This window comes from Pseudomonas sp. YQ_6 (assembly GCF_043103245.1).
Classification (GTDB): Bacteria; Pseudomonadota; Gammaproteobacteria; order Pseudomonadales; family Pseudomonadaceae; genus Aquipseudomonas; species Aquipseudomonas alloputida.
Genome location: NZ_JBICJR010000068.1, coordinates 258,104 through 275,728, shown reverse-complemented (window position 1 = coordinate 275,728; position 17,625 = coordinate 258,104). Strand labels below are relative to the sequence as shown.

Annotated in this window: 14 protein-coding genes; 4 read left to right on the top strand and 10 right to left on the bottom strand. The window is 61.0% G+C overall.

The genetic code is table 11. The features are described 5' to 3' along the window. Positions 1–202: 202 nt before the first annotated feature. The 4 genes from ACF8FG_RS24305 to ACF8FG_RS24290 all read left to right on the top strand — a co-directional run bounded on the left by ACF8FG_RS24305 (position 203) and on the right by ACF8FG_RS24290 (position 4,029). Positions 203–1,438 carry an OmpP1/FadL family transporter gene (locus tag ACF8FG_RS24305; RefSeq protein ID WP_392519321.1) on the top strand — a complete coding sequence of 412 codons (1,236 nt, stop codon included), beginning with the start codon at positions 203–205 and terminating at the stop codon, positions 1,436–1,438. A gap of 38 nt (positions 1,439–1,476) precedes the next feature. Beyond that, positions 1,477–2,145, top strand: coding sequence for a DUF3313 domain-containing protein (locus ACF8FG_RS24300; protein WP_392519302.1), 669 nt, complete (start codon positions 1,477–1,479; stop codon positions 2,143–2,145). Between the two features lie 71 nt (positions 2,146–2,216). Then, entirely contained in the window at positions 2,217–3,224 is a 1,008-nt protein-coding gene (locus tag ACF8FG_RS24295; RefSeq protein ID WP_392519300.1) for an AraC family transcriptional regulator ligand-binding domain-containing protein, read from the top strand. A 208-nt stretch (positions 3,225–3,432) separates the two neighbouring features. Then, positions 3,433–4,029, top strand: a complete 597-nt coding sequence (locus ACF8FG_RS24290; RefSeq protein ID WP_197862797.1) for a hypothetical protein — start codon at positions 3,433–3,435, stop codon at positions 4,027–4,029. 142 nt (positions 4,030–4,171) lie between these two features. Here ACF8FG_RS24290 and ACF8FG_RS24285 read toward each other — a convergent pair whose 3' ends face one another. The 10 genes from ACF8FG_RS24285 to ACF8FG_RS24240 all read right to left on the bottom strand — a co-directional run bounded on the left by ACF8FG_RS24285 (position 4,172) and on the right by ACF8FG_RS24240 (position 17,556). After that, positions 4,172–5,803, bottom strand: coding sequence for a mechanosensitive ion channel domain-containing protein (locus tag ACF8FG_RS24285; RefSeq protein WP_082435024.1), 1,632 nt, complete (start codon positions 5,801–5,803; stop codon positions 4,172–4,174). 42 nt (positions 5,804–5,845) lie between these two features. Further along, the gene (locus ACF8FG_RS24280; RefSeq protein ID WP_392519299.1) at positions 5,846–8,374 is read right to left on the bottom strand and encodes a fused MFS/spermidine synthase; all 2,529 of its coding nucleotides are present in this window, start codon (positions 8,372–8,374) and stop codon (positions 5,846–5,848) included. 165 nt (positions 8,375–8,539) lie between these two features. Continuing rightward, positions 8,540–10,108: an arylsulfatase gene (locus ACF8FG_RS24275; RefSeq protein WP_392519298.1), complete on the bottom strand. Its 1,569-nt coding sequence runs from the start codon at positions 10,106–10,108 to the stop codon at positions 8,540–8,542. A gap of 84 nt (positions 10,109–10,192) precedes the next feature. Next, on the bottom strand, positions 10,193–11,134 hold the full coding sequence (locus ACF8FG_RS24270) for an HAD family hydrolase (RefSeq protein ID WP_392519320.1): 942 nt from the start codon (positions 11,132–11,134) through the stop codon (positions 10,193–10,195). 111 nt (positions 11,135–11,245) lie between these two features. Continuing rightward, complete coding sequence (locus ACF8FG_RS24265) at positions 11,246–12,565, bottom strand: hypothetical protein (protein ID WP_392519297.1); 1,320 nt, start codon at positions 12,563–12,565, stop codon at positions 11,246–11,248. Then, positions 12,562–14,163: a VWA domain-containing protein gene (locus ACF8FG_RS24260; protein WP_197862791.1), complete on the bottom strand. Its 1,602-nt coding sequence runs from the start codon at positions 14,161–14,163 to the stop codon at positions 12,562–12,564. The genes ACF8FG_RS24265 and ACF8FG_RS24260 overlap by 4 nt, the downstream gene beginning before the upstream one ends. Further along, on the bottom strand, positions 14,160–15,140 hold the full coding sequence (locus ACF8FG_RS24255; RefSeq protein ID WP_392519296.1) for a vWA domain-containing protein: 981 nt from the start codon (positions 15,138–15,140) through the stop codon (positions 14,160–14,162). Before ACF8FG_RS24255 ends, ACF8FG_RS24260 begins: the two co-directional genes overlap by 4 nt. Further along, positions 15,127–15,624, bottom strand: coding sequence for a DUF4381 domain-containing protein (locus ACF8FG_RS24250; protein WP_060484345.1), 498 nt, complete (start codon positions 15,622–15,624; stop codon positions 15,127–15,129). The genes ACF8FG_RS24255 and ACF8FG_RS24250 overlap by 14 nt, the downstream gene beginning before the upstream one ends. Beyond that, complete coding sequence (locus ACF8FG_RS24245) at positions 15,621–16,571, bottom strand: DUF58 domain-containing protein (RefSeq protein ID WP_392519294.1); 951 nt, start codon at positions 16,569–16,571, stop codon at positions 15,621–15,623. Before ACF8FG_RS24245 ends, ACF8FG_RS24250 begins: the two co-directional genes overlap by 4 nt. Positions 16,572–16,581: 10 nt before the next feature. Further along, positions 16,582–17,556, bottom strand: a complete 975-nt coding sequence (locus ACF8FG_RS24240) for a MoxR family ATPase (protein ID WP_060484343.1) — start codon at positions 17,554–17,556, stop codon at positions 16,582–16,584. Positions 17,557–17,625: the final 69 nt, after the last annotated feature.

Below are 17,625 nucleotides of genomic sequence, written 5' to 3'. Positions count from 1 at the left end.
GGTACAGCGCATGGCGTTAGCGGACGAAGGCAGGGCTCTTGGCAGTTATGGAGACCTCGCCCAGTCCAATGGGACGAAGGCCTGGTAAGCCTCCCTGCCTCACAATTCGGAGTCAGCGACCATGGAAACTTATCGAGCCGGCTCAGCGCACGGCGTGCAATTGCGTCCTCTCTGCGTACCGGTACTCGCTCTCGTAGCCGCCATGCATGCCAACCCCAGTTGGGCAGGCGGGATTCTCATTTATGAGGCGGGACAGGAAGGCAACGGACTGGCAAACGCAGGGTCGGCCGCCCTGGCGAACGATCCCAGCGTACTAATGAGTAACCCAGCGGGAATTACTCAGCTCAAGGGCACGCAAATCAGTGCAAATGCGCAGGTCATTCTCGGAGACCTGCGATTCTCCCGTGACAGTAGCAACCAGTTCGATGGCAACGAAGGGGGCAACTCGCTTGAGTACCTGCCAGGGGCCAGTCTCTTCGTCAGTCACCAAATTGATGAACGCTCGGCGATCGGGTTTGGTATGTACGGTAATTTTGGTCTCGCACTGGATTACGACGACGACTGGGCAGGCCGCTACTTCACCCAAGAGGCTGCGGTTATCGGGGTGTCGTTGCAACCGACGTGGGCCTACAAATTTACAGATGACCTGTCTATCGGCATCGGACCACGCATCATGGTCGGCTACTACCGTACTGAGATGGCCATCAATAACAACCTGCTGGGCCTGGCCGATCGACCGGACGGACAGTTGGAATACAAGGACACTGATGTCGGTGTCGGCGTCAACCTAGGCGTGCTTTATCAAGCGGACCCAAGAACCCGTGTCGGCCTGGCATACACCAGCAAGGTCAAACTGGAGTTTGAAGACAAACCCCACCTGAAAGACATTAATAATCCGCTGCTCCATGCTGCATTACGCCGTTTGGATGTCGACTCTTTGGAGCTCGACTTGAACGTCCCACAGACGCTTACAGCCAGCATTGCTCATGAATTGGGGAACCAATGGACGCTGTTGGGGAGCCTTGGTTGGCAGGATTGGAGCGATTTCGGAGATGTAGGTGTGGATGTTGACGCCAACGGAGGCGGCACCAGCCGTACCGTTGACCGTAAATACAAAGATACCTGGCATGCCTCAGTCGGGGCCTTGTATCAGGCGACTCCGCAATGGCGCTGGAGCGTCGGCCTGGGGTACGACAGTTCGGCCGTGGATGATGAAGATCGTACCGTCGACAATCCGATGGGTGAAGCGTGGAGGTTGGCAACTGGCGTCAACTACACGGTAGATGAAGGACTGGACTTACACCTTGCCTACACCCTGGTGTGGCTGGGCGACATGGATGTTGATCAGACCAAGAGCCGATCCGATACCACATTGTCTGGCAGTTACGACAACAGCGCTCTACACATCATCGGCGGGGGCGCGACTTGGCGTTTCTGAGTGACTTGACATCGCTAACGTAAGGAAGGAGATCCTGCATGAAAACCAAGGTATTGGCCGCAAGTCTTTGCCTCGCCACGCTAATGCTGCATGGCTGCGCGAGCAAATATGTGGAAGCCGATCAATATTCAGGCTTCCTCAAAGACTACAGCGCCTTAAAGGAAGATAAATCGCCGTCAGGGGCGGCGGTTATGCGCTGGATCAAACCGGGAGTAGATGCAAAACGCTACACAAGCGTGTACCTGGAGCCCAGCCAGTTTTACCCAAAGCCACAGCCCACTGAAAAAATTCCGCAATCGACGCTGCAGGGAATAACCCAATACTACGATCAGACGCTCAAGAACCATTTCTCTCAAGCGCTGCCTTTGGCAACAAGCCCTGGCCCCGGGGTTCTGGTGGTACGACCGGCGATCACCGCTGTAAGTGCCAAGACAAAAAGCCTGCGACCTTATGAAGTTATCCCGATTGCCTTGGTAGCCGCTGGCATCAGTACGGCCACTGGCATCCGTGACCAGGATACATCCATTGCTACTGAGGCAGCTTTCTTGGATGGCGAAACCAACCAAGTGGTGGCAGAGGTCGTACGTAAAGGGGCAGGCGCAGAGTTGGACAACTCATCACAAGTCATGCAGGCCAAGGATGCGAAGGCAGTTCTGGATGGCTGGGCCAAGGACATGGTCAGCTCGTTCCAAGCGCTCAAGAAATAATCGCAAGCGCCCCATTTAGAACACAGATGGGGCGTTTTCAATTAACCGATATAATTTATAGGCGCGAAACCATGGAAAGCATTCGCGATGAAGACAATGTTAAATTAACTGCTAGAGCCAGTCTTAGTAAAACCAACGACGTCGCTTTATCTCAGAACCCTTTGGCAATATTTGGCAGAAATGACGAAAGCGAGTCTTTTAATGGTAAGCCCCTACAGATATTTAAATACGATGTACAGACGCTGGGGCTGCCCTATTTGAATTGCGGCCTGCCTACAATGCAAGGCGCACCGTTAGACGGGCCTTTACGATTTCTTGCTACCTCGGCCCCCACTGTCGGACACGCACTGGTGGCAATCATTCGATACATGCGTCATTACGATCCTCTGGTCTATTTTCGGTTAGACCACCGCGCTGGGCAAGCTGTACTGCAATTTGAACCGTCGAAAGCCGCTCAACCTCTCAGCCCTCATGCCCTCGAGAAATGGGTGGTAGCTGCCTGGTTGTTGATTGGCGAATTACGCGGCACTAAGTTAAAACCTCTCTCACTGAGTTTTCGACATCGGCCGCTAGGTGATGCAGGTAGATACTCAACCTATTTTGGCTGCCCGGTTTTTTTTGAGCAGTGCAACAATTGCCTCATCATGGCATCTGACGTACTCAATGAGGTAAGCGTCAAACGCGATGCCGAACTACATGAAATGGTGCGTTATTTTCTTGAGCTTCGTGCGTCCCCCGCAACCGGACTGAAAGCACAAGTGGAAGAATATATCAAAATCTTATTACCATCCCAGCGCTCTACGCTGGAGCAGGTTGCGCTGGCTTTGCAGTTACATCCCCGCACACTTCAGCGACGGCTTGCTAGCGAAGCTATCGACTTTGAAGAATGCTTAGACCGGATTCGGCGGTGCCAGGCTGAACAAATGCTTCAGAAAACTAATCTTTCAGTCGGCCAAATTTCAAACGAGTTGGGCTACCGTCGAACAACTTCCTTTTGCCGTGCTCATTTGCGCTGGTTCGAGATGACACCCTTGGAGCACAGACGTCGGCATGGTGACAAGACTAGGCTCCAGAAATGACGGTAAACTATCGAGTAGTAGGCTCTAGCAGGGCAACATTCAAGACGAATGTATTACACATAAAAAAGCGGCCTACGAGAGGCCGCATAAAGGAGGAGCATCCAAGGGAGCTTTCAGGTATGACCTTTGAAGCCTAGTCTTTGCGTGGCACTAGCGCAAGCCCGACTTATTCGTACCCAAGCACAGCTTTGAACTCTGTGGAGGCTGTATGTACAAATTCGTAAAAACCACGATTGCGGGCGGCGTGTTATTTATCCTCCCCCTGCTGATAGTTATCATTCTGGTAGAAAAGGCGATTCATATTCTGAGGCCACTGATCCAAAAAGTGATGCCTCTCTTCTCAGGCCACACCCTTGTAGGAGGAACTTCTTTAACCCTCCTTGCTTTGCTTGCGCTGGCCCTAATCTGCTTTATCGCGGGCTTACTCGCAAAAACCACAATAGCTGAACGTATTTTAGGTGCTCTTGAAGATCGGATTCTGAGCAACCTTCCTGGCTATCAACTAATAAAAGATGCAACAGCCCGCTTTGCCGGTCTTGAAAATATGGAAGGCGCTAAAGTGGGACTCATTGCTGAAGGTGAAGGCTTCCGCTTTGGTTTGGTACTAGAGAGCCACGAAAAGTGGCTATTGATCTATTTGCCTGATGGAGGGCCGGCCGGCACTACTGCTGGAGAAGTACGGGCCCTTCCACATGATCAAGTAACGTTAACCGATGTACCTTGGCTATCGCTAGTAGCCTGCCTGAGACGAGGTGGCCGGGGGACATTGGACCTAATGAACGAGTATGTGCGGACGCCTACCTAACGGGAGGATTACCGAACGAATACGCAAAAGACTCAAGGCAGTTGGCTCAGTAACCAGCTTCTTGGCGTCCGCTGCCACAGGACAGGCCCACCCTGCAGCATCAATAGCCTGTGGTGATTCGATATTCGCCTCGTTCTGAAGATCACTGGATATCCTTTTCGGTTCTGCTGGGATCCTGCGCCGGCGTGGTGTACCAGTGCTCGCGAGGTACCCATTTTTCTTTCGCTGGATCGCCTAGGTAATGCGGCGACATGATCTGCACACCGTAGTCATTAAACACGTCCTGGATATTAGCGTGCAGCAGGCTCAGCAGCTCCGCCCTTGGGCGTGGCTCACTCGGAACCGCCTGCGCTACCAGGCGATATTCAGGGTAGAAATCTGAAAGCCCGGTCTGGAACACCTGCGGTCGCGGGGTCTGCAAAATGCCGTCAGTACGCTCGGCCGCTTGTAGCAGCATCGCCTCCACCTGTCGCCACGGGGTGTCATAACCGATTGTCACCACGGTGTCGACGATGTAACCCTGGCCTTGCACCACCCGCGAGTAGTTGCGTGTCACCGATCCAGTAATCATTGAGTTTGGTAACGTCAGTACCTCGCCCAGGCCAGTGCGTATAGTGGTGTTGAACATGCCCACCTCGGTCACCGTGCCTTCGTTGTCGCCTACCCGTACGTACTCGCCGGCCTTGAGTGTGCGTGAGTATGTCAGGATCAGCCCCGCTGCCGCCTGCCCGACCACGCTGGAGGCACCCAGCGAAATCATCAGCCCTACTAGCACCGACAGGCCCTTGAACGCGTCGGTGCCAGAACCTGGCAAATACGGGTAGGCCATCACCAAGGCAAACAGCCAGATAGCCAATGACGTGAGTCGAGTGGTGGGCTGGAGGGTTTCTTCCGTCAACCATTTGAGCGTACCAGGACGGGCCATGCGCTCCAGCAAACGCTTGCTGAAACCGCTTATTCCGCGGGCGATGAAGAAAATCATGACCGCCACTGCAAGGCCTGGGATCGCATGCAGGATGCCCGTAACCAAGTACCGCAGCAGGTCGAGCAGGTGCAGGTTGAGGCTCTCTCCCCACGGCCGGGTGTAGGGAAATTGGGACAGCACGAAGCTCAGCCACTGGTAGCTCAGCAGCAGCACGAACGCCCAGTAAATTAACCTCAGTAGGCGGTCGATCAGGAAGTATACGTACTGCATGTCAAACAGCGGCATGTGGCCGACCTTGATCTGCCGCGCACGGTCTCGCATCAATTGTGGGAGGCGCCCGCGCAACTTGCGCCGGCCAAAGTTGGCGCCCTTTATCAGCACCACGAACAACAGTGTGGCAGCGGCAGAAAAACCCAATGCCTTGAGCAAGAAGCGCAGGCTGCGCGCTTCACGCGTTTCATCCACCACCTGGCGCAGGGTGGCGGCAGCCCTCTCGGCGGCCAAGCGGGTATCCCCGCCCTCCACGCCCAGATCCTGCGGCGCGACGATGAACGCTCGGCGCCCGCCCAGCAACACCAGGTGGCTGTTAAGGATCGGGTCAATGCTTACGTACAACTCATCGGTGCCGCGCAAGGTGTCTTCGATCACCGTCGTGGCTCGGTGCACCCGGGCAGCGGGCGTCTCGCCGAGCAGCGTGGCATTGAAGGTGAACACGCTGCGGTTGGCAATACGCAATTCGGCCGGCTCGCCCGGCACGCCGTCGGTGGCGCTACCCGTCGCGTCGTTGCCCTGCCCCGCCACTGGTAGCAATGCACATAGCATGAGTAGCACAGTCAGAAAACGATTCATTGCACACTCCCCGGCCGGTAACTCTGTAGTGATAGCACCGCTTCACTGGCCAGTGCCGCGTCCCAGGAACCAGCGATAGTAAGGGTTGTTGCCATCGCTGCGCGCCAGTTCGCGGGCCTCGTTCGACCACGCCTGGCGGTTCCCGTTGTAGGCGTGCAAGCTGAGGCTGTAGAACCGCGCCAGGCTACGCCACTGGTCATTCACAGCAATAGCAAAACCAGGCTCGCCACCTTGCAGCGGCGGAGCAACGCGCAAGGCCAGCAAGGTCGGCAGCACGCGAGTGATTTCTCGCGGGCGCACCCACGGGGCATACTCGATGCGCGGCTGATCGTCGGTCACCGGCAGGGCATCGGCGGCGTAACGCTGCAACCCGGCACGGTCGGTGACCCAGGTGGCCAGCAAGGCCTGCGGCGAGTCGATGCCCACCTCGGCAAGCGCCTCAGCCACCGGCACCTGCGCCAGGCGCTGGCGAATGCGCGGCACATCCAGTTGCAGCGGCTGCAGCGAACCGATCAGCAGCATTTCGTGAAACTCGGTGGTCCATAGGCTGGCATGGGGGAACACGTCAATGAAGCTGCGCACCAGCGAACGGCTGTCTTCATCGTTTTGGGTCGGCAGGGGCAGCCATTGCGCCATCAGGCCACCGTGCTGCAAACGGGCGGCAGCCAGTTGGTAAAAATCGCGGGAGTACAAATTGACCACGCCCGCAGCTGAAGGCGGTGGCGGCTCCAGGGTCACCAGGTCGTATCGTTCTTCGCTGCGCAAGAGTTCACGACGGCCGTCGCGCAGGCGAATGTCCAAGCGCGGGTCGACAACGGCGGCGTAGTTGCCTTTGAAATGAGGTGCGGCTTGCAGGACTTCGGGCAGTAGTTCGGCCACCACCGGACGGTTTAGGCCCGGGTAGCGCAACATCGCCCCTGCGGTGATACCGGTGCCAAACCCGATCACTAGCGCCGAACGGGGTTCACCGTTGTGGATCAACAACGGCAGTAAAGCCTGCAGCCGCATATAGCGCAGTGACGGCATGGCATCGCCGGTATTGGAAACGCCCTGGATGTAAAGCCGGCTGAAGGTCTGACCCTCACGCCCCTGGGTCACCACCGCCACCGTGCCGCCCTTGCCCTCATGGTAGTAAGTCAACTGTCCGTTGCGCGCCCCTGGCAGCAGGCCAGCCAATTGTTGCGGTGGCGTCAGCAGCGCTACCAGCACGGTCGCCAACGCCACCAGGCCTACCGCAACACTCGCCGGGCGCCGTACGCCCTGCCCTCGCCAGGCGGCTACCAGGCCGACAACTGCCGCTACGCTGGCCAGTACACCCAAGGCACGCACCAGGCCCAAGTGCGGCACCAACACGAACCCGGTGAGCAGCACGCCGACGATACCGCCCAAGGTGTTGAGCGCCACCACCGCACCGACATCCCGGCCCACGTGGCCGCTGTCCACCGCCAGCCGCAACGCCAGCGGAAACGCAGCGCCGAGGAAAGTGGTGGGCAAAAACACCATGCACAGGGCTGCCACGGCAAACCGGGCGCACATGCCGGCCAGTTCACTGCCGGTCAGCTGCAGGGCAAACAATTCGGCCTGGGTCTGCGCTAACACCAGCCAGCGCCCCAGCCCGGCGAGTTGCAGCATTGCAAGCAGGCCGGCGACGGCGATCAAGAGGCCGAACAAGCCCCACGGGTCACGAATGCGGTCGGCGCGCCGGGCATACAGCGCACTGCCGGCCAGCAGGCCGCCCAGGTAGGTGGCCAGCACCACGGCAAAGGCAAACGCCCGGGTGCTCATGAACGGTACGATCGACTGGCTCCAAACCACTTCGTAGCCCAACGCCACGCCCCCGGCCACGCAGTACAGGCTGATGGCCAGGCGGGCCTGCGCCGAGCGCGGCATTGAGGTTGCCTGGGCTGGCGGCGTTAACGCAGTGTCACGCCGGCGCGCCAACCAGGCGCCCAGTGCAGCCAGCAGGTTCAGACTGGCTGCGGCGCAGGCGCTGCCGCTCACGCCAAGGCGCGGCAATAGCACAAAGGCGGCCAGCAAGGTACCGGCAATGGCGCCTGCGGTATTGGCCGCGTACAAACGACCGCCCGCCTCCGCCAGTTGCCCGCTGGCAGGCGCCAGCGCGCGAACCAGCACGGGCAAGGTGCCGCCCATGAGCAACGCGGGTACACCCACCAGCACAAAGGGCAACACCCAGGCCAACAGGCCGGCACTGGCTTCCAGCCGGGCGAAGGGCCCGGCGGCGTGGGCCAGGCCCAGGGTGGAGCCCAACCCCAGCACCGCCACGGCCAGTTCCAGGAACACGTACAAGCGTACCGGGCGTTGCAATCGGTCAGCCCAGCGCCCGAACAGCAACCCGCCTACAGCGAGCCCGGCGAAAAATGCACTGATGCCGGTGGCCACGGCGTGCACTTCTACGCCTACCACCAGAGACAATTGTTTGATCCACAGTACTTGGTAAACGAGGCCGGCAGCGCCGGAGAGGAACAGCAGCGTGGCAGGTAGGGCCAGCAGCAGTCGAGAATTGGTGCGCGGTGCATGCGAGACAGCGGAGGATGCTGCAGATGATGCCATGCGTGAATGCCTTGTCCGATGATTGGACTGTGGGAGCGGATTTACCCGCGAATCAGACACCGCAGAGCCAGGCACCAGCTTCGCTGATGCTCGCGGATGAATCCGCTCCCACAGAAGTTACGCCAGCTGTTCAGGAATCTGCCTATTCAGCTCCCGAAGCGTTACTCACTGCTTTTTCATTTTCTCTTCGATCTTCTTGTCCACGTCAGCACGAATCTGGTCGATGCTGAAACTGGCGGGGCGTTGGCTCGGCGGGTAATCGACAAAGGTCTGCAGGAACTTCGCTGCTTTCTGCACACCATTGAAGATCAGGTAGTCGTTTTTCGCCACCCAGTCGTAGTACTGATCAGATACCACATCGGCCCGCTCATACGGGTCCATGCGTAGGTTGAACAGTTTCGGTACCCGCAGCGGGGTGAACGGTTCGCTCCAGACCTTAAAGCCACCCGGAGCGCGTTGCTCGGCGAACACCAGCTTCCAGTCACCGTAGCGCATGCCCACCAGGTCGCCGTCGTCGTTGAAGTAGTAGAACTCGGTGCGAGCACTCTTGTCGGTTTTGCCGGTGATGTAGTCGAGCTGGTTGAAGCCATCCAGGTGCACCTTGAAGTTCTTGCCTCCCAGGTCGGCGCCCTTGAGCAGGCGGTCCTTGATGTCGGTGTCGCCCACGGCGGCCAGCAGGGTTGGGAACCAGTCCAGGCCAGACATCAGCTGGCTGGAGATGGTGTCAGCCTTGACGTGGCCTGGCCAGCGGACGATCGCCGGCACTCGGTAGGCACCTTCCCAGTTGGAGTTCTTCTCATTGCGGAACGGCGTGGTGGCGGCATCCGGCCACGACCACTGGTTCGGCCCGTTGTCGGTGGTATACACCACGATGGTGTTGTCGGTGACCTTCAGGTCGTCGAGGGTCTTGAGCAGTTTGCCGACGTCGCCATCATGTTCCAGCATGCCGTCGGCGTACTCGTTGCCGACCATGCCGCTCTGGCCTTTCATAGACTCGCGCACGTGGGTAAAGGCGTGCATGCGGGTGGTGTTCATCCACACGAAGAACGGTTTGTTGGCCTTGACCTGTTTGTCGATGAAGTTGATGGCTGCCTGAGTGGTCTCGTCGTCGATGGTTTCCATGCGCTTCTTGTTCAGCGCACCGGTGTCTTCGATCTTGCCGTCGGCGCTGGATTTGATCACCCCACGCGGTGAGGCGGCCTTGACGAAATCGGTATCATCCTTCGGCCAATACGGGCGCTCCGGCTCCTCTTCGGCGTTCAGGTGATACAGGTTACCGAAGAACTCGTCGAAACCGTGATTGGTCGGCAGGTATTCGTCCTTGTCACCCAAGTGGTTCTTGCCGAACTGCCCGGTGGCATAGCCCTGGGCCTTGAGTGCCTGGGCGATGGTCACATCGCGCGCCTGCAGCCCCACCGGCACGCCGGGCATGCCGACCTTGGACAACCCGGTGCGCAGCGCCGTCTGGCCGGTAATGAAGGTAGACCGGCCCGCGGTGCAGCTGTTTTCCGCGTAATAGTCGGTGAACATCATGCCTTCTTTGGCGATACGGTCAATGTTCGGTGTCTGGTAACCGACCACACCTTTGCCGTAGGCACTGATGTTGGTTTGGCCGATGTCGTCCCCAAAGATGACCAGAATGTTCGGCTTTTCCGCCGCACTGGCCATCCCCATTCCAAAGGTCGCCGTGGCCGCGAGGGCGGCCGCTGACAACCAAGCTCTACTGGACTTCATAGCTACGCTCTCCGTTTCACTTCACTGCTGTCGTCCACGACTGCTAGCACGGAAACTACCGTGCGCCTGCGGCTGGTTTTCGAATCATTGCGGTGTTTCAAAGGGGTAAACACGGCGCCAATCGCTGGCCATGTCGACCACAGTCCAGCCCTTGGCCTGGGCCTGGTCCAAGGCCTTGTCGAGCCGGCCCACAGAACTCTTGCGGTCATACGCCCACTCGCGGTGGGCGTCGGTATGGTGCACCAGCCCCGCAAAGCGCTTGCCCTTTCCGGCCGTAGTCCACTGCAACATCTGCAAGTCACCGTCAGAGTTGCCAAAGGCCAGCACTGGCCGACGGCCAATGATCGAGTCGATGCTGACTGGTTTGCCCGGACCATCGTCGTTGTGCACGAGCTTGGGCAAACGCTGGATGCTCAATATGCCTTGCTTATCCTGGAACGATGCACCCAAGGTAGTGCCGATCACCTGTTCGGGGGGGATGCCATATACCTCTTCGGCAAAGGCGCGCATGAACGCTACCTCCCCGCCGGAGACGATGAACGTCTTGAAGCCGTTGTCACGCAGGTAGTCCAGCAGTTCCAGCATCGGCTGGAAGACCATTTCGGTGTAGGGTTTGCCCGTGCGCGGGTGGCGGGCGCTGGCCAGCCAGCTACGGCTGCGGGCGATGAAATCTTCACTGCTCACACCCGCATGGGTCGCCAGCACGATTTTCATCATACCGTCCATGCCTTGGGCGCCGAGGGCCTGGTGATCGTTCTCCAGCACTGCCTTGAACGGTTGCTGTTCGCGCCACTGCGGGTGCTGCGGCGCCAGGCGCTTGATTTCATCCATGGCGAACAGCACTTCGAAGTACATCGGTTGCTCGCTCCACAACGTGCCGTCGTTGTCGAACACCGCAATGCGCTCGGCGGGTGCGATGTACTCAGGGCCACCCACCTCGGTAACGGCGCTGACGAATGCCTCGATGGCCTCGCGCGACTGCCCTTCGCGCCAAGAAGCCAGCGATTCGGCCGCCAGTGCCTGCATAACCGGGAAAATCAACAGCCCACACAATAAAGTGCGCGCGCAAGCTTTGCGAATCGGGGCATGGCGCATAGTCAACCATCCTTGCTGAAGTTACCTGGCTGACCACGCGGGTCAGGGGTTCAGTTGCTTGAGCGCGTGTTTACCCTGGGCCTTGGGTGGCAGCGCCTCGACCCGCTGTCGCAGGTTTTGCAACACACGCCGGCGGGCATCGGCAGGCGGCCGTTCAGAGCGTCCTGTGGCATAAAATTCTTGCAAGAAGGCTAGCAAAACCACGTCGTTCTGCCCGTCGCCAGGATGTTCACTTGACGACAGCGTGCGCTGCCCGGTGGCACGCCGCAGCCAGCAGTACATAGCGTCCAGCCGCACTGGTTCTTTGGTGCACTGCTGCCGAGCCTGTCGCCAGGCATAGCCGGGCGACTCCAGCCAGGCCTGATGGCGGCGTGCCTGCCAGCGCCGCAGCCGCTGCCAGCCGGCCATCCCCCATTCGCGTGCGGCCCAAGCCAGCCCGGCCAGCAACAACAGCAGCAATGCCAGCAGTACACCATGGCTGGCGATGCTGATCTGCGCCCCCTGGCCCAGCGCGCGCAAGTCCTCACGAAGCGAGAATGGCGCCTGGTAGCTGCCCTCGCCTGCCTCAAGGTCCACGGCGGGCACGGTGAGCGTTCGCGCCTGGCCAGTGATGGCATCCCACCACTGCACGTCTATGGCGGGTAGCTGGTAGCGGCCTGCGCCACCCACCACATAGGTGACACTGTCTTCGCGCTGACCACCCAGCGTGCCCCCACGGCCGTCGCTCAGCGGAATCACACTGGGCGTCTGCACGTAGCGTTTGAGCCCCTTTACTTCAGCGAAGGTCGGCGGCGGGATGAGCATTGCCTGGCTACCGCGGGCGACGATATGCACCTTGCGGGTAAGGCTGTCGCCTGCACGCAAGGGGGTGTGCGAACGCTCCACAGTCTGGTCGACCTCAACCGCCTGCGCGACCAGCCGTTGCTCGCCGCCGCCACCGCCGGGGCTTTTCACCGTGAACGACAAAGGCGCGCTTTGTATCGTCTGCGCAACCGTGCCCTGGCCTGGATGCACACGGAATGTAAGCGCAGGTATGCTGAAAGGCTGGGCCACCGTGGGGGTGATCTGGTAGCTGTAGCGCAGGCCGAAGAAGACTTTGCCATCGAGTCGCTGGTTCAAGTGCTGGGCCTCGCCACCGGGCGGGTTCACCACTGCACCGGGCAACTGCAGCACCGGCAGCTCGGGCGGCGCGGTGAACCAGGTATCCACCAGCAAGTCCACTTCGAGGGTCATAGTGGCACCGACCATGACGGCGTTGTCCGGTACCAGGCGCGCCTGCACCCGCACCTCTGGCTCAGCAGCATTGGACAACCCCGCCAACCCGGCCAGGCAGCCCAGCAAAAGCACGGCAAGGCGGCTCATGGCGCCTCCTCGGCCGCGGTATGCCGCGCGGCCTCCTGTATCGAGAACTTGCGCTTGAGAAACTGCGCGGGTGATGTGGTCAGGTTGTTCAACCACACTTGGTCGGACGCCGCCTGTGGCGTCTTCTTCTGCTGTTGCTGGCCGCCGACGGCCGGGGTCTGGTCTTCGACCACCTTGTCGGCTTTTTCGTCGGGCGTACCGGCCTTCTGCTGGTCCTCGTAGTCCTTTTGCAACGCGTGCGCCAGCGCCAGGTTGGCCTTGGCTTCAGCGAAGTCCGGCTGCAGGCGAATGGCCTGCTGGTAAGCCGCGATGGCCTGATCGAACTTGAACAGTCTTACGTAGCTGTTGCCTTGGTAGAACCAGGCGGGTGCCGTGTCCAGTTTGCCAAGGACGGCCAGCGCTGCCTGAAAATCCGCGGCCTGATAGGCAGCCACGCCTTTCCAGTAAGGGTCGTGGAAGTGCGCGGCAGCTTGCGGGTAATGGCCGTGCTCGAACGCCCAGCGTCCTTGCTGGTCTGCGGTGAAGAAGGCATCGGCAAGGGCACCGGCCCGGGCAGGCTCTGCCCCGGTCCCCAGTAGCAACGCCAGTAGCAACCCAGGTAACCAGTTCACCCGCCAACCGCGACGTACGCTGAATAAGCCGATTAACAACAGCGGCCAGCACAACCAGTAGCCGGCGTCCTTCCAGTGCACCTGACCGGCATCGGCGCTGGCGGCCTTGAAGTGGCGCTGGGCGTGCAGTTCGATCCAGTCCAGGTCATCGTCGCCCAGTGTAAGGCTGCCCAAGGGCGCGCTGGCGGCCTTGGCCAATCCCTTGAGGCCTTGCTCATCGAAGTCGCCCTGCAAGGGCCGGCCCTCGGCGTCCAGCCGGGGCATGCCTTGGGTAGTACGCAGCGGGCCCGTGGACTGGCTGCCGACCGCCAGCACCAGCACCTGCAACGCCGTGCCATTCAGGCGTTTATCGATAGCGTCGAACTGGCTGGGGTCGGCGCCGTCGGTCAGCAATACCAGGGTGCCTGGCGTTTTTTCCGCATCCAACAGCTTGAGCGCCTGGTCGATCACGCCCAATACATCCTTGCCGGGTGCGCTCATCAAGTCAGTGCTCAATGCCTGGATGAACGTGTCGAGCAGGCCTGGATCCTCAGTGGCCGGCAGTACCAGATGAGCACTGCCGGCGTAAGCGATCAGCCCGGTACGCGCCCCTCCACGGCGCATCACCAAGTCGTGCAGGGTATGGCGCGCGGCAGCCAGGCGGCTGGGCGGTACGTCATCGGCGTCCATCGAAGGCGACAGGTCGACCGCCAGGATCAGCGGCGCACGGTCATCGAGAAAGTCCGGTGTGTCCTGCTGCCAGGTCGGCCCAGCAGCCGCCAGTGCAGCCAGCACCAGCATGGCGCCCACCCCGTGCACCGGGCGCAGTCGGCGTGGGTCCGACGGGGTGATCATTAGGTGCTCGACGAGGTGCGGGGCGATGACACCATTCAACTGCCGCCGCAGGTCGTGGCGCCGCAGCCATAGCAACGGCAGCAGCACACCGGGCAGGATCAGTAGCAGCCACCACGGGCGCAGGAAATGGAAGGCGGCCAGGTCGACGGTCATGCCTGCATCCCCGGGCGTCGTGACCACGCCACCGCCAGCAACTGACTCGCCAGCAGCGCAGCGGCCGCGACACCCAGTGGCCACACGAACAGGTCGCGCTTGGGCTGATGGCTGAAGGTCTGCACCTTGTGCGGGGTCAGCCGGTCTAGGGTGGCGTATACCTGCTGCAGCGCCTGACGGTCGTCAGCGCGGAAGAACTGGCCACCGGTTGTCCGCGAAATTGCCTGCAATGTTGCCAGGTCGACCTTGGCATCGCCGGTGGCGTGGGGGTCGCCGATACCAATGGTATGCACGACGATGTCGTTGGCCTGAGCCAGCCGGGCGGCGTGGTCGGGGGTAATGGCGCTGCTAGTGTCATTGCCGTCGGTCAGAAGGATTAGCACTTTCTCCTGCTCATTGGTGTTTTCCAAGGCTTTGATGGTCAGGCCAATGGCATCGCCCAGTGCGGTGTTGGGCCCGGCCATGCCGATACCGACCTCATCGAGCAGCAGCAACAGACTGGCATGATCGAGCGTCAACGGCGCCTGCGGATAGGCGCCGGTGCCGAACACGATAAGGCCGATGCGGTCGTCCTTACGCCGGGCGATGAAGTCGCGCACCACCGCCTTGACCGCAGTCAACCGGTCGGTCCTCTGGCCGTCGGCATCACTGTAGTCGGTGGCCTCCATGGATTGGGAGATGTCGATGGCCAGCATCAGATCGCGGATCGGCTGTTCGCGCTGGACGGGTTTTTCCACTAGCACCGGCCGGGCACAGGCCGCCACCAGCAGACACCACACCAGCACATTGAGCAGCAGTTGCGCACGCCCGCCGCCACCATTCGCCTGCCCCGGCTGCTTACCCACAGCGCGGCTCATGGCCGCGAAAAACGGCACGCGCAACGCGCTACGGCCTTCTTGATACGGGGCCAATAACCGATAGGCCAGCCACGCCAGCGGAAGCAGCAGAAACACCCAGGGGTAATCAAACTGCCACATGGTGCCCCTCGATCCAGCTGCGGCTGGCACTGAAGAGCGCGCTCGCTTGCTGTGCATCCAGTGCGCGTAGGGCGGCATCGGGCGCGTAGGCAAGCGTGTGCAATGTTTGGGCGAAGTCGGCGGGCAACGGCTGTGGTGCGCGCTGGTCGAGAAAGGTTTGCCAGGCCGCACCGGCCAGACTGGCAGCCGTGGGCCCGGCCGGCATCGACAACGCAACGCGCTTGAGCAGTACGGGTAGTTCGCGCAGTGCGGCCAGGCGCTGTTCTCCCTGGCTCGCGGCCAGCGCATCGAGCCGGGCCAGCGCCTCGCGACGATATTGGTCACGCTGCCAGCGGCGCCAGCGCAGCGCAGCCCACAGGCCAACCAGCGTCAGCAGCAAAATGCCGAGCGCAAGCCAGGCCCAGGTCTGCGGCAAGTAGCTGAACGGCGGCACCCCGGGTGCCAGCTCGCGCAGATGGTCTATGGATGGTGCCGTACTGTTCATCGGGGCACCTGGGCCAAGCGCCCCAGCTCACGACGCAATTGATCAAGGCTGTCGTCGCCGGTGCTGATCAGCATCAGCGGTACCTGGCTGCGACGCAGCAGGTCGGCCACATCTTGCAGGCGCCCGGCCAGAAACTCGCCCAAGGGCCGATTGATGCGCCGCTGCCCCACCTCCAGTTCCACCTGCACAGCACCCTGGGTGACGTTCAGCCGGCCCTTGTCCGGCACCTGGAGGGCAATTGGGTCGTACACCTGAATCGCGATCACATCATTGTGCTGGCTTAGCTGGCGCAGCAACGGCAAGGTGTCTGGCGTGATGCCGGCAAAGTCGCTAATGATGCAGATCAAATGGTCGTGGCCTGCACTGGCAGCGCAACTGCGCAGCACCTTGTCCAGCTGGGCATCGTTTTCCTGGTCGGCGGCATACGCCGATAACCGGTGGTTGGCGTTTACCACCGAGCTGCACAGCGCTTCGACCCGCGCCCGGCTGCGCAGGGGCCTGACGTACTGCACCTGCTGGCCGTCGAACACCATACCGCCGACCCGGTCACCGGCATGAAAAGCCATCCACGCACAGATGGCTGCTAGTTGCGCGGCGCTGACCGATTTGAAGTAACGCTGCGACCCGAAGTACATGCTCATGCGCTGGTCCACCAGCACCAGGGTCGGCCGGTCGCGCTCCTCGGTGAAGGTGCGCACGAACGGTTTGCCGTAGCGCAGCGATGCCCGCCAGTCGAGGTGGCGCAAGTCGTCGCCGGGCAGGTAATGGCGCAGCTCGTCAAAACTCAACCCCCGCCCACGCAGGCGCGAGGCGTGGTTGCCGGAGAGGATGCTCGACAGCGGCTGGCGGGCAACGAAGCTCAGGCCGCGGGCACGAGCCTCCAGCGCCATCAGCTCGGCGAGCGAGGCATACACGAAGCCGTCTGCAACTACCTTGTTGGCATCCATAGCATGTCCGTCAGGCGGGAATCGCCACCTTGTCCAGCAACCGGTCAATGACCTGGTCGGCCGCCACGCCATCGGTGACCGCGTCATAGGAAAGCTGCAAGCGGTGCCGCAGCACCGGATGCACAACGGCACGCACGTTGTCGGGCGACACGAAGTCCTGGCCTTGCAGCCAGGCGTGGGCGCGCGACACCCGGTCGAGGCTGATGCCGCCACGCGGGCTGGCACCGATCCTGATCCAGCGCGCCAGGTCCGGGTCGTAGTCATTCGGGTGCCGCGTGGCGTTGACTAGGTCGATCAGGTAACGGTCGATGGCCTGCGACACATGCACCTGCGCCACCTCGCGGCGGGCGTCGAAAATCACCTGTTGGGCCAACCGTGCCGGTTGTGCGGCAGCCTCGTGGCTGGCCTGGTCCTCTTCCCGCACCAGGCGCAACACCTGGGTTTCGTCCTCGGGGCGCGGGTAGTCGAGTTGCAGCTTCATGAGGAAGCGGTCCATCTGCGCCTCGGGTAGCGGGTAGGTGCCCTCTTGTTCGATCGGGTTCTGGGTAGCCAGCACCATGAAAAGCCCGGGCATCGGGTAGCTCTGCCCAGCCACGGTGATCTGGCGCTCTTCCATGGCTTCGAGCAAGGCCGCCTGGACTTTGGCCGGGGCGCGGTTGATTTCATCGGCGAGGATAACGTTGCCGAACAGCGGACCGGGCTGAAAGCTGATCTTGTTGCCTTCCGGCGTCTGTTGCAGGATCTCCCCGCCGGTGATGTCCGAAGGCAGCAGGTCCGGGGTGAACTGGATGCGCCGCATCTGCGCCTCAAGGTGCGTGGCCAGGGCCTTGACCGTGCGGGTCTTGGCCAGGCCGGGCAGACTTTCGAGCAGAACATGGCCGTTGGCGAGCAGGCCGAGCAGGACATGGCGGATGGTCTCGGCCTGACCGAGGACTTTTTCGGCGACCGATGCCTCCAGGGCCTGGACGTGTTCGTGGGTGTTCACGGGCGCGGTCCTTGGGTGGGTTAGCGGTCTGATAGATCCTAGTCCCACGTGAGGTGGGTGCAATAGCGT